General features: G+C 59.3%; 10 protein-coding genes. 5 read left to right on the forward strand and 5 right to left on the reverse strand.

Annotated features, from left to right (window positions below):
• Nucleotides 1–20 precede the first annotated feature (20 nt).
• The 5 genes from QY325_13645 to QY325_13665 are packed head-to-tail and all read left to right on the forward strand — an operon-like array spanning nucleotide 21 to nucleotide 8,571.
• Nucleotides 21–2,837, forward strand: a complete 2,817-nt coding sequence (locus QY325_13645) for a hypothetical protein (GenBank protein ID WKZ65799.1) — start codon at nucleotides 21–23, stop codon at nucleotides 2,835–2,837.
• Nucleotides 2,834–4,096 carry an ATP-binding protein gene (locus tag QY325_13650; protein WKZ65800.1) on the forward strand — a complete coding sequence of 421 codons (1,263 nt, stop codon included), beginning with the start codon at nucleotides 2,834–2,836 and terminating at the stop codon, nucleotides 4,094–4,096. Before QY325_13645 ends, QY325_13650 begins: the two co-directional genes overlap by 4 nt.
• Entirely contained in the window at nucleotides 4,093–7,122 is a 3,030-nt protein-coding gene (locus tag QY325_13655) for a DEAD/DEAH box helicase family protein (protein ID WKZ65801.1), read from the forward strand. The genes QY325_13650 and QY325_13655 overlap by 4 nt, the downstream gene beginning before the upstream one ends.
• A gap of 31 nt (nucleotides 7,123–7,153) precedes the next feature.
• Nucleotides 7,154–7,885, forward strand: coding sequence for a hypothetical protein (locus tag QY325_13660; GenBank protein WKZ65802.1), 732 nt, complete (start codon nucleotides 7,154–7,156; stop codon nucleotides 7,883–7,885).
• A 35-nt stretch (nucleotides 7,886–7,920) separates the two neighbouring features.
• Nucleotides 7,921–8,571, forward strand: a complete 651-nt coding sequence (locus QY325_13665; GenBank protein ID WKZ65803.1) for a DUF429 domain-containing protein — start codon at nucleotides 7,921–7,923, stop codon at nucleotides 8,569–8,571.
• Between the two features lie 317 nt (nucleotides 8,572–8,888).
• Here QY325_13665 and QY325_13670 read toward each other — a convergent pair whose 3' ends face one another.
• The 5 genes from QY325_13670 to QY325_13690 form a co-directional block, all read right to left on the reverse strand.
• Complete coding sequence (locus tag QY325_13670; GenBank protein WKZ65804.1) at nucleotides 8,889–9,410, reverse strand: hypothetical protein; 522 nt, start codon at nucleotides 9,408–9,410, stop codon at nucleotides 8,889–8,891.
• Nucleotides 9,411–9,578: 168 nt separating this feature from the next.
• Nucleotides 9,579–10,199 carry a TauD/TfdA family dioxygenase gene (locus QY325_13675; GenBank protein ID WKZ65805.1) on the reverse strand — a complete coding sequence of 207 codons (621 nt, stop codon included), beginning with the start codon at nucleotides 10,197–10,199 and terminating at the stop codon, nucleotides 9,579–9,581.
• A gap of 31 nt (nucleotides 10,200–10,230) precedes the next feature.
• The gene (locus QY325_13680; protein ID WKZ65806.1) at nucleotides 10,231–10,770 is read right to left on the reverse strand and encodes a hypothetical protein; all 540 of its coding nucleotides are present in this window, start codon (nucleotides 10,768–10,770) and stop codon (nucleotides 10,231–10,233) included.
• A 104-nt stretch (nucleotides 10,771–10,874) separates the two neighbouring features.
• On the reverse strand, nucleotides 10,875–11,624 hold the full coding sequence (locus QY325_13685) for a hypothetical protein (GenBank protein WKZ65807.1): 750 nt from the start codon (nucleotides 11,622–11,624) through the stop codon (nucleotides 10,875–10,877).
• On the reverse strand, nucleotides 11,621–12,382 hold the full coding sequence (locus QY325_13690; GenBank protein ID WKZ65808.1) for a histidine kinase: 762 nt from the start codon (nucleotides 12,380–12,382) through the stop codon (nucleotides 11,621–11,623). The genes QY325_13685 and QY325_13690 overlap by 4 nt, the downstream gene beginning before the upstream one ends.
• Between the last annotated feature and the right edge of the window lie 72 nt (nucleotides 12,383–12,454).

Genomic DNA, 12,454 nt, shown 5'->3' on the forward strand with positions numbered 1-12,454 from the left:
GAGCTGTATACGGAACGAACATGAGCGCAGGCATCAACCCTACCCAATGGCCCTACCCCGGCGCACGCTGGTGGAAGTGCGACCTGCACAACCACACGCCGGCTTCAGCGGACTATGGAGCCGGCCCGAACCAGGCGGCGCTGAAGGCGCGCACACCGCAGGATTGGTTGTTGGACTACATGCGGGCCGGTATCGATTGTGTGGGTGTGACCGACCACAACTCCGGGGCGTGGATCGATCAGCTGAAAACGGCACTGGCGCATCTTGATGACACGCAACCGGCAGGGTACAGACCGCTGGTGATCTTTCCGGGAGTGGAGTTGTCCATCGGGCGTATTCATGCCTTGGTCCTGCTGGACCCAGACAAAGGCAGTGCGGATGTGGAGGGGATCATTGGCTATGCGCAATTCAATGGCACCCGAGGCGATTCCGACAGCGCTTGTTTGAACTCCCCGACGGCGATCGCCGCAGAGGTGCATCGCCGTGGTGGCTTGTTCATTCCGGCCCATGCCGACAATACCAAGGGCATCTTTCACGAACTGCACGGCAACGACCTGCGTCCCTTTCTTGACATTGAGAGCGTGGTGGGCATCGAGTTGTTGGCCGAACCCATCGTTTGGCCGTCGCTCTACACGGAGCGGAAGCTGCACTGGACCCCGATCGTTGGTAGCGATGCGCATCATCCGGATGACCAAGGCCGGACCGTGAACAACTATCCAGGAAGGCGTTGGACCTGGATCAAGATGGGTCGGCCCACGATCGATGGGTTGCGGTTGGCTTTACTGGATGGGGCGCTCAGCGTATCTCGTATCCTAGATCCCGCTTCGGTCGCGGAGCGCAACCGGACACCGGACCGATTGATCACTCGAGTGGAGGTGAACGGTACCAAGGTGATGGGCAATGGCGCGCCGGTGCAATTGGCATTGAGCCCATGGCTCAACGCGGTCATTGGTGACCGTGGTACGGGGAAGAGCAGCTTCGTCCATTTTGTCCGGCAGGCTTTGGCGCGTAACAAACCGATTGATCTTGGTGGAGAGAACAGCCGGCCGTGGGCAACCTTCAGCAGTTTCATGAAGCCTTCAACCAGCCGGAACGGCGACGGGGTTCTGAGGACCAATGCGCTGCTAAAGGTGCACTACTGGTTGAACGGAACGGAGTTCGTGATCAGCAGCCAAGGCGGCACCAAGGACCATTTGGTGGATGAAGTACAGCCGGAGGGTACTGTGAAGCGGGCCGGGAGTCAAGAGGTCCGGGACCGCTTCAAAGTGACCTTGGTGAGCCAGGACCAGCTGGCCGAGCTTGTTGAGAACGGTAGAGGTGGGCTGTTGGGTTATGTGGACGAAGCGATCGACCGCCTGAAATGGCAAGCGGAGCAAGATGAACGCAATGCTCAATTCCTCGCGATCAGTGCAAATCGGCGTGAGCAGGGCACCCAGTTGGCCCAGGAAGATCGACTAAAGGCACAGCTCGAAGACATTGGACGAAAGCTTGCTCAGTTCGAGGGTTCTGACCATGCACGCATCCTAAAGGAATTCCAGCGCCAGAGTCGCCAAAGTCGCGAGGTACAGTCACTTTTCAGCGAACTGGATGCCATCGGCACTGACATTCAACGCTTGGAAGAGGGTATCGGTCTTAGCGACATGGCCGAAGGGGTGTTCGAAGCTGATTCTTCCGCCGAGGCCGAGGTGCTTGAAACCTACCAGCGTTTGGTGCAGGCCGTTAATAGCGCCAAGGCTAAATTGAAGGAAGCGCGCGAGCTGCTGGCTACACAAGGCCGGATGGCACAGAAGGTCTTGAATGAGTCGGAATGGGCCGCTAATGTCAAGGCTGCTCGGGAAGCCCACGAGCAGCTCATCGATCGATTGCGAGCCTCAGGGGTTAACGACCCCGAGCAATTCGGTCAACTGGTGCAACAGCGCCATGTGGTGGAGGGACAACTGAAGCGATTAGAGGAGGTCAAGGTTGAATTGCACCGATTGGATGGTATGCGCGCAGCGGCGATTCGGGCACTGCGGAGCCATCGCCTGACCTTGTCGCGTGAAAGGGCCCGATTCCTCACTGAGGTTCTCAAGGACAACCGCTTCGTGCGCATGCAGGTGGTGGCCTTTGGCGACGAGATGGAACACTTGGTGCGCAACATGCGGGAATGGTTAGACCTCCAAGGCGATGGTTTCGGCGATGACCTGACCGCGATGGCTGCCGAGCTCTACAATGCACTCCCCGGCGAATTGGAAGCTCGGATGACCGAGTTCTTGCGTCGCTTGGATACCTTGAAGGACGAACTCCTGCGCGTTGCACGGGGTGAGCGCAACTCGAAGTGGTCGGGGTGGTTGAACAACAGGATCATCAAAATGGCCGCTGAGAGACCGGAGTTCTTTGACCGGATCGAGTCGTGGTATCCTGAGGATGGCATTGCCGTGGAGTATAACGCGACCTCACGAGAAGGTGGACAGCGTTGGAAGGATGTGAAAACCGGTTCGGCCGGCCAAAGATCAGCGGCCCTGCTCGCCTTCTTGCTCTCGTATGGTGAGGAACCTATCATCCTCGATCAGCCCGAGGATGACTTGGACAATCAGGTGGTCTTCGATCTGGTTGTTCAAGGCATCCGCGAGAATAAGCAGCGAAGACAGATCATCGTGATAACGCACGATGCCAACATCGTGGTAAATGGAGATGCGGAAGCAGTACACGTTATGGAATTCCGCGACCAATGCCATCTACAACTCACCGAGAGTTTGCAGAACAGCGCTCTGCGCGACTTGGTCTGCCGTGTGATGGAGGGCGGTAAGAAAGCATTTGAGAACAGATATCAACGCTTGATCGGCGCTACCGAATGAAGTACACAGCCTTAGAACTGCTGGATCGAATTCGGCTCGGCGAGGACAGTGAAGTGGAATGGAAGGAGGTCCGCCTGAGCGGGGACAGGCTTACTGGACCAAGGCCGGATGATCTCGCTGACGAGATCGCTGCCTTCGCCAACAAACGGGGTGGTGTTCTTATACTCGGCGTGGATGATAAGACGAAGGAGGTCGTTGGTATTGCCAAGGAGAAACTCGAGGCCCTGGAGAATGCCGTGAAGAACATCTGCGCGGACAAATTGAGGCCGGCGCTAGAAACGGTGGACATCTACAGGCGGGAGCTACCAGACTCATCGGGCCAGCTTCGTGCTATCCTGCAACTAGAGATCACACGCAGCCTGTTCGTGCACGAAAGCCCAGGAGGCACCTTTACACGCATCGGGAGCAGCAAGCGCCAGATGAGCGCTGAGCTGAAGTTGCGCATGCAGATGCAGCGCTCGCAAGCGCGGGTGGTGCGCTTTGACGAGTTCCTGGTGCATGAGGCCGGCCTCGGGGACCTGGACAAAGACCTCTACGAGCGTTTCAGGACTGACCGCTCGGACACCAGCGTCGAGGACTTCCTGCGCAAGCTGGGCATCCTCGGGCAGGATGAAGAAAGGGCTTGGCACCCCACTCTTTCCGGCGTGCTGATGTGCTCCAAGACCCCCAAGGTCTGGCACAAGGGAGCCTTCATTCAGGCCGTTGCCTATTCCGGGGCAGATGCGGTCACATCAGGTGGCGAAGCCGCCTATCAGGTGGATGCAGAGGACATCACCGGACCCTTGGATCAACAGATCGTCGGGGCGATGCAGTTCGTGCGTCGGAACTCCAAGGTCGCGGCCACAAAAGAGGCCGGACGAACTGACAAGCCGGAGTACGATACCACGGCCATTTTCGAAGCCTTCGTCAACGCGGTGGTCCACCGGGACTACACCATTCAAGGAGCCAAGGTCCGCCTGAAGATGTTCAGTGATCGCCTGGAGCTCTATGTCCCGGGTGCCTTGGTGAACACGCTTGATCTGGATTCGATCTTGTTCAGGCAGGTATCACGGAACGATACACTTGCGAGTCTCTTGAGCAAGGTGCCCGTGGATGAAAGGCTGAAAGGGAACACATCGCGCAGTACCTACATGGATCGGCGCGGCGAAGGGGCCGGCCTGATCGTGAAGCGCACGGAGCAATTGTCAGGCAAGCCGGCAACCTACCGGCTACTTGGAGATGATGAGGTCATGTTGACCATTCCCAAGGCCAGCGTATGAGCAAGGTGATCAAGCTCCACTTCGACCCGAGCCAGCCGCACCAGCTGCGCGCCGTCGAATGCACCGCGCAGTTGCTGGAGGGCCTGCCGCAGTTCGACAGTGCTCTGTACAAGAAGGCGCTGAGCGAGAGCGGCCAGCTCGGTCTGCAGAACGATGTGGTGGGCAACATCCCACCCGCCTACCAGCTGGACGAGGACTGGTTGCTGGACAACCTGAACGCCGTTCGCCGCGGCCAGCGTGACTGGCTGGAGCCCGCCCAGCTGATCCAGGAGACGATGACCCTGGACGTGGACGATGGCGATCTGCTGGACGTGCCAGGTGTGGAAGGCGAGGCCCACCGCTACCCCGTGTTCACGGTGGAGATGGAGACCGGCACCGGCAAGACTTACGTGTACCTGCGCACCATCCAGGAGCTGCGCAAGCAGTACGGCCTGCGCAAGTTCATCATCGTGGTGCCCAGCGTGGCCATCTACGAGGGCGTGGTGAAGAGCTTCGACACCATGCGCGAGCACTTCAAGGGCCTCTATAGCAATGAAGTGACGCACCTGATCCAGTATGACAGCGGGCAGATCAGCCAGTTGCGCGACTTCGCCACGAGCGACAAGGTGGAGGTGCTGTTGATGACCGTCGACAGTTTCAACAAGGCCAGCAATAACGTTTACAAGGCCACCGAGAAGCTGCAGGGGGAATGGAAGCCCTACCGGTACATCCAGGCCGTGCGGCCTGTGTTGATCCTGGACGAGAGCCAGAACTACCAGAGCAAGCGCGCGCGCCAGGCCCTGCGCACACTGAAACCGCTCCTGGCCATCAACTACAGCGCCACGCCCGGCAAGCGCGAGAACCTCTTCTACCGCTTGGGGCCGCTGGAGGCCTTCCAGCAAGGGTTGGTGAAGAAGATCGAGGTGGTGGGTGTCACTGAGCAGTACCAGTACAACAACGAGCAGTTCAGCTTCAGCTTCGTGAGTGCAGGTCGCAGAACTGGCGTGGGGCCCGAGGTGGAAGCGGATGTTACCAGTCTGATCAAGGGTCAGCCCACACGGGTGGTCCTGCGATTCAAGAAGGGTGATGATCTGTTCGACAAGACCGGCAATCCCGCATACAAGGGTTTGATCATTGATGAAGTGAGCCAAACTACCGGCGTCCTCCTCTTCTCGAACGGCGACCAGGTGAACGTGCGCGACCACGGCAACGCACAGGAAAAGGAGGACATCTTCCGCACCCAGATCGAGGAGACCATCAAGCACCACTTCGACAAGCAGAAGGCCCTCCTCGCCTCCGGCATCAAGGTGCTCTCCCTCTTCTTCATCGACCGGGTGGACAACTACGTGGCCACCGACGGCCTCATCCGCCGGTTGTTCGACGAGGCCTTTGAGAAGTTGAAGAAGGACTACCCGTACTGGAAGGGATGGAAGGCCGAGGAGGTTCGGGAGGCCTACTTCGCCAAGCGGAAAGCCGCACGTGGCCAGGCCGAGCAGTTCGTGGACACGGCCATCGAGGTGGAGGAGAAGACGAAGGCCGATCAGGAGGCCGAGAAGGCGGCGTACGAGCTGATCATGAAAGGCAAGGAGCGCCTGCTGAACCTGGACGAGAAGGTCGCCTTCATCTTCGCCCACAGCGCCTTGAAGGAAGGCTGGGACAACCCCAACGTGTTCCAGATCTGTACCCTGAACCAGACCACCAGTGAGGCCAAGAAGCGGCAGGAGATCGGCCGGGGCCTGCGCCTGGCGGTGGACCAGAGCGGTCAGCGCGTGATGAGCGAGCAGGTCAACGTGCTCACCGTGGTGGCCAACGAGAGCTACGAGCGCTTCGCCGATGCCTTGCAGAAGGAGTACACCGAGGCCGGCCAGCTGGCCCCCCCGAAGCCCACCAACGCGCGCCGCTACGCCGCCAAGCGGAACGAGAGGGTGTACAAGAGCAAGGCCTTCCGCGCCTTCTGGGACAAGCTGATGCAGCAGGCGGAATACGAGATCCTGGTGGAACCGGAGGCCGTGGTGGAGGCCTGCGTGGCCAAGCTCAACGCCGAGCAGTTCCCCGAACCGCACATCGTGGTCACCCGCGGGGAGTTCGTGATGAGCACCATCAGCGTAGAGCTGATGCAAGTCAGCGCGGGGCTGGCCAAGCTGGACGTAAGCATCAGCAACACCGCAGGTGAAAGCCGCAGCAGCACGCAGTGGTTCCGCACCGGCGATGAACTGGCCCGCAAGCTCAACGAGCCGCGTCTCAAGGGCTACAAGCTCGTGGCCATCGAGGGTGAGGGCAATGAAGCCCGCGTGCTCTTTGGCGACAAGGGCGAGCTGGCCGTGGGGCAGCAGCACCAGTTCCAGGTGCGTGAGGAGAACCGCAACACCCCGAGCACCCGCCTGGAGGCACAGGCTACGCATCCGGTCTTCAACCTCATCGACCGCGCCGCGCAGGAAACGAAGCTGACGCGCCGCACCATCCGCACCATCTTCGAGCGGATGCACCCGGACAAGAAGCAGTGGGTGTTCCGCAACCCCGAGGGCTTCAGCGGGGTGTTCGTGCGCACCATCCGCGACCTGCTCGCCGACCACATCGCCGAACGCGTGCAGTACCACCTGAAGAAGGAGAAGCAGGATGCCGACCTGGAGGCGATGTTCCCGCCGGAGAAGAAGTACGCGCAGAAGGAGCTGATCGAGGGCTCAGACGCCAGTATGTACGACTGGGTGCAGGTGGACAGCGACGTGGAGAAGCACTTCGTACAACTACGCCTGAACGGGGATGGCAAGGTGAAGGGTTATTTGAAGTTCCCAGCCGGCTTCAAGATCAACATGCCGAAGATCATCCAGGACTACAACCCGGATTGGGGTGTGCTGCGCGAGGATGAGCAGAAGCCCGAAGTGCTGATGGAGCTCGTGCGCGAAACGAAGGGCACCACGCAGATCGAGAACCTGCAATGGGGCCACGAGAAGCGCAAGATCAAGCTGGCCAAGAAGTACTTCGCCGCCCTGGGCATCGATTACCGCACGGTGGATGACAAAGTGGTGAGGTGGTGGGAGAAGGGGTGATGAATTGAACGCAGAATCAACAACGGATAACATGCCTCGCACGAATAAGCCGATACGTGATCAGATCGCGGACTACTGCTTACAGCAGTTAAAGACTCATCCTGATGGCTTGCGCTTCAGTGAACTCAAACGCTTGGTCGTAGAGAAGTTCAAGGGCACCCCCGACGGAACCATTCACGGCTCCGTTTATGTCCTTGGCGACCACCCTCAAGTGGTCAAGCCTTCACGTGGACTGTTCCGACTCCGGGAGTACGATATCACCAAAGAGGCAAAGAAACCCAAGTCCAAAATCAAGGAGCAAGATTTTTACGGACCGTTCGCAAATTGGATCACAACGGAATTGGAAGAGTGCACAAAGGCCTTGGAGGTTGGGGGCAACAAGTTCAAGGACAAGTGGGGGACTCCGGATGTAGTTGGTATCAAACGCCCCAAGGAGAGCGACATGCTCAAGTTCCCCATTGAGATCGTATCCGCTGAGATCAAGGTTGATGGCAACGGCTTGATTACCGCTTTTGGCCAGGCTTGCGCCTATCGGCTTTTCAGTCATCGCTCTTATATCGTAGTGCCAAGACAATCGCGTCAAGACGACATTGATAGACTGGACAGCTTAGCTCTTGTTTTTGGGATCGGACTTATCTTGTTCGACAACACCAACAAGCTGGACCCGCAGTTTGAGATTCGCAGCAGAGCAGCCAGGCACGAGCCTGACATGTTTTACGCGAACAAGTACATGAAGCTCCTTGAGAACGATCTGTTCTCTTGAGATGGAGATAATGTAACGCTTCCTTTCAGGTTATCATGGCGAATGACCCCATCGTCGTCGGCATCGACGTCGGCGGCCCCACCAAGGGCTTCCACGCCGTGGCGCTTGCGGGCGGCCGCTACCACGCCACGCTCGCCAGCAAGGACATTGCAGAGCTCGCGCACTGGAGCGTGCGCGACATGGGCGCCACGGTGATCGCCATCGATGCGCCCTGCGGCTGGAGCATGACCGATCGATGCCGACTGGCCGAGCGCGAACTCATGGAGCGGAGGATCTTCTGTTTCGCCACGCCCACCAAGGCTACCGCCGCCGACAGGCCTTTCTACCATTGGATGCTGAAAGGCATGGCACTGTATGATGCTCTTGCCCCTACGCACCCCGTGCGCGATCCACGTTCACCAGGCCGTACGCACTACTGCATCGAGACCTTCCCGCACGCCATCACTCATCAATTCCTGGGCGTGAATGCTACGGCGCGAAAGAAACGGGAACAACGCCGCGCGCTCTTGGACCGCCTGGGCATCGACCGCACGGCCCTCACCAACATCGACAAGGTGGACGCCGCGCTGTGCGCGTACGTGGCGCATCGGGCCGCCACGCGAGCGGCGCTGCAGGCGTACGGGGAGGAGGCCACAGGGCTGATCGTGGTGCCGCAGATGGCCAAGCGGTTCTTTGCGGGGGTGTGAGGGCATGCACGTGCCGTAATGCACGCAACCCCCAACGCATCCGTCGGGGGCTCCGTGCTTCGTAGTGCGGGTCGGTTACTTCTTGGCCGGTGCGTTACTCCGCCCAGGGCCCGAAGGCACATGGGGTACGGTGCTCGGCTTGTTGGCCGGGTAGGCAGGCCGGGGGCTTCCGCCGCCCTTGTTGCCTCCACCTTGGTTTCCTCCTTTGCTCATGAGGAACAAGTTGTTGAGTTTGTTGCCCCGGGTCTCATACCCTCATCCCTGCGCCCGGTCCGTGGGATGAAGGGGTATTAATCGGCTTCTGCGGGCCGGCTCGTTCACTTGCTCGAGCACTCGTGCCAGCAGCGGCCGCTGCAGTCGTGCCAGCAATCGGTGGCATCGGGTGCTGTCATCTCCTCGCCGAAGGCCTCCTTGTAGAGGCGGGCGGTGCGGTTGAAGCCGGCCTCCAGCTGGCGTTCGTCCTCCTCGCCGCGCATGCCCAGGTAGGGGAAGTGGTGCAGGTAGTGGCCGAACACCTGCTGGCAGTCCTCGTGGTAGGCGCGGGTGTCGAGGATGTGGTAGTGCCAGAACTGGTCGATGACCTTGGTGGGCACCATGCCCTTGCCGTGCAGCTTGCACAGGTGCAGGTACCGCTTGTACTCCACCTCGTTGGCCTCGCACTGTTCGCGGGTCCAACCAAGGCCCTCCTCGGTCTCCATCAGTTTGGTCTTCACCATCTCCAGGTCGATCGCCGCAACGGCCGGGTCGATGCCCTTGTCATGGATGAGGTGCGAGATGCGCTCGGCCGTCAGGGGCTCGGGCAGGTTCACGTTATAGGCTTCCTTCAAATGCGCTTTCATCGTCGTTGGGGGTATTGTGGGCGTTGGCCCGTGGTTCTTGCTCGTCGTTATGGACGTCTGTCCGTGGCTCATGCTGATTCCCCGCACGCCGCCCAGAAGGGCATGGCGCTGAGCCTGGGGGCACCGGGTTCATCTTCTCATGGGGTTGGTAGGTTGGCAGGTGGATGATCACTTGATCCAGAAGCGCTCCAGGTAGCGATCGCCATCGGGTCCGATCGCCTTGCGGCCGTGGAGCATGCGGTGGTTGTCGATGATCAGTGCATCGCCGGGCCGCAGCTTCAGTTCCAGGCGAGGCATGGCCCGCAGGGCATTCTGAAAGGCCCCGTAGGCAGGATCGTCGCGGTCGCTGGGGTTGGTGAGCCAGAAGGAGTAGTAGAAGCGCAGTCGGCCTTGGTCGTACATCACGAAGGGCCAGCTGCCGGGGTCCTCCGGAAAGACCTTGTGCTCGTGCAGTTCCAGCGTGAACAGGCGGTCGCGGTGCTCAGGTGCAAGGCGGTCGAAGGCGGCACGGGCATCCAGCAGCAGGCTCTCCCCACCCTGTTCGCTCTGCCGGTGGCAGTACCACGCGATGTAGCGTGCGGCATGGTGATCGGTATGCAGGTCCAGCGAGCGCGGCGAGGTGACCATGGCCTTGCTCTCGGGCCGCACGCGCACCTCGGTGCGTTGGATGATGGTGCCGAGCTCTCGGATGGATTCCCGGAAGTCGCCGTAGGGCAGCGCGGGCAGATGCAAGTGGCCTTTCTCCATGAGGGTGGTCCTTATGTCGGTGAGGAAATCGGTGGTGTTCATGGGTGCTTCGGGTTACAGGAATGATGGAAGTTCAGGCGCGTTGGCGCTGGGTGAGCAACGCATGGCGCTTGCGGTCGATGAACTCATGGAGCTGCACGGCAACGCGGTAGGAAGGCAGGAGGATCTGGAAGCTGAATTCGCCACCCCGATGCTGCACGCGGAGCACACGGTTCCGCACGCACATCACCTGCACGATGTCGCGGATGTAGAGGAAGACCTCGCGCTTGAGCTTGCCCTCCTCATCCAAGCGGATGCGCACGACATGGCGCGGGGTGAAGAGCAGGATTACCAGCAGGGTCTTCCGGATATGCTCATTCGGAAGGCGGTGCCCCTTCGTCTGGAAATGGTTGTCCGGTACCAGGAACCCCTGTTCGATCAACTGGGATCCATACTTCTTGCCGGCATCATCGAGGTAGCGCTCCCCCACGTTCACCACCACGTGGCGGACGTAGTTGAGCTCTTCGGCCCGGAGGGCCTCAGAGGCATGCTCGAGAAGGTCCGGTATGCAGGTGGCGTTGGGGAATTCCTGCTGGAGCTTGCGCTCTACGGTCTGAAGGATGTTCGGGTACATGGCTTTGAGGTTTGCGCCTCGCCATGCCAAGCAAATGCCGTCAATCGCTCGCGAACTCCACCGGGCAATAAGTGCCCTGTTCGGGGCAATGGATGACGGTGCTATCAGCCCAACCGCCCCCGATAGGTGTCCGTGACCTTCAACAAGTGACGGACGAGCTTGCCCGATTCATCAATTGCTTCAACCTTCAAACCATCTGTACCCTTCTGAATGATGCACCTTCTGTTCACCACGCACTTGCTGGAGATCTGAACAAACACCCGATCCGGTAATGTGGTCCCGACCATCTTCTCCAAGGTGATGTTGGCCAAGGTCTCCGGCGGGCGGTCCGTGAAGTGGATCCGCTTGTTCTGCGAAGCGGCCTCCTTGGCATCGGGATGCACCTCGATGAACACGATTCGATCCGGCGGCACCAAGATCTCCTCACCGTTGCGCTTCAGCCTGATCGGGATGGGCTTGTCCAAGCCGAGCGCATGGATCAGGCGCATCAGCCTGCTGACGGCCTGCTTGAGTCCAGCTTCAGTATAGGTCTTGGTAAGATGTTCAACCGGCATATGCTCTCGTATGCGCTGAATCTGTTCGATCGTATCAAGGTGCTCCCGGGTGTGTGCACTGGTGAAAAGCACCGGTATCGCGAATTCCTCTGCCAAGTCCAGGCCAGCACGCTTATCCGTCTTCACCTCAATATCGAGCAGGAGCGCATCAGGCGCTTTGGTTCGCACCCGGCTCTTGAACTCGATGACATCATCGGTGGCCGTGACCACCTCCACGTTCTCCATGCCTTTGAGCCACCGGACAAGTTGGTCCAACACTTGCTCGTCATCCTCAAGGACGGCAACCCTCAGCTTCGTCATGACTTGACCGTGATGGTGAGCGATGAACGATACATGTCCGAAGACACTGGACCATGCTCGATGTGGAACGAACCATCCAGCAGGCTTTCCAAGCGCTCCTTCATGTTCTTCAAGCCGATGCCTCCTGTCGAATCCCCATACTTCTTGCCGACCTTGTTCAACACTTCCATGCGGAACTCATTGCCAACAAGGCTGATCTCCACCCGCAGAAAGTCGGGGTCCTCCACCGCACCGTGCTTGAAGGCGTTCTCCAACAGGTAGCCGGTGACAAGGTGCGGGATGCAAGGCTGCGCGTACCAGCGTGAGTTCTTATCCAGCTTGTCGTCAATGACATCCAGCCCATCCCGCTGCTTGCGGATGATCGCTTGCATGTCCACATAGCTGCGGATGAAGCCCACCTCTTCCTCCACGCTCACCGTATGCGTGGCCCCCTTGTACAGCACATAGTCCATGGTCTTGATCATCGTGTCCATACCATGGCTCAGGTTGCTCGAATAGGCCTGCAGCCGGCCCATGATGTTCTTCACGGTATGCGGCTCCAGTTGGATCTTCAGGTTATCCGATCGGAGAAGCGCATTCTCTGCCTCGAGCTTCGCATTCTCCGTGATCAATGTATCCCGGTGGACCGTGATGCGATCCTTCTCCTTGACCACGGCATCCAATTCCTTGCGCGTTCTTCGCAGCTTGACAATGAGAACGATGAGGGCCGTGGGAATACCCAGCAGGATCAATAGCCCCAACAGATCTCCAGCCTCCATGGAATGGATTAGATGAGTGTGAAATTATCTATTCAACAACATCAGACGGATGGCTTTGTCTCCAGCGCTTCT

This window comes from Flavobacteriales bacterium (assembly GCA_030584065.1).
Taxonomy (GTDB): Bacteria; Bacteroidota; Bacteroidia; order Flavobacteriales_F; family PHOS-HE28; genus PHOS-HE28.

Coding starts and splice junctions, on each gene's coding strand:
- QY325_13655 (WKZ65801.1), top strand. CDS start 4,093: ATGAGCAAGGTGATCAAGCTCCACTTCGACCCGAGCCAGCCGCACCAG.
- QY325_13675 (WKZ65805.1), bottom strand. CDS start 10,199: ATGAACACCACCGATTTCCTCACCGACATAAGGACCACCCTCATGGAG.
- QY325_13665 (WKZ65803.1), top strand. CDS start 7,921: ATGGCGAATGACCCCATCGTCGTCGGCATCGACGTCGGCGGCCCCACC.
- QY325_13670 (WKZ65804.1), bottom strand. CDS start 9,410: ATGAAAGCGCATTTGAAGGAAGCCTATAACGTGAACCTGCCCGAGCCC.
- QY325_13660 (WKZ65802.1), top strand. CDS start 7,154: ATGCCTCGCACGAATAAGCCGATACGTGATCAGATCGCGGACTACTGC.
- QY325_13680 (WKZ65806.1), bottom strand. CDS start 10,770: ATGTACCCGAACATCCTTCAGACCGTAGAGCGCAAGCTCCAGCAGGAA.
- QY325_13650 (WKZ65800.1), top strand. CDS start 2,834: ATGAAGTACACAGCCTTAGAACTGCTGGATCGAATTCGGCTCGGCGAG.
- QY325_13645 (WKZ65799.1), top strand. CDS start 21: ATGAGCGCAGGCATCAACCCTACCCAATGGCCCTACCCCGGCGCACGC.
- QY325_13690 (WKZ65808.1), bottom strand. CDS start 12,382: ATGGAGGCTGGAGATCTGTTGGGGCTATTGATCCTGCTGGGTATTCCC.
- QY325_13685 (WKZ65807.1), bottom strand. CDS start 11,624: ATGACGAAGCTGAGGGTTGCCGTCCTTGAGGATGACGAGCAAGTGTTG.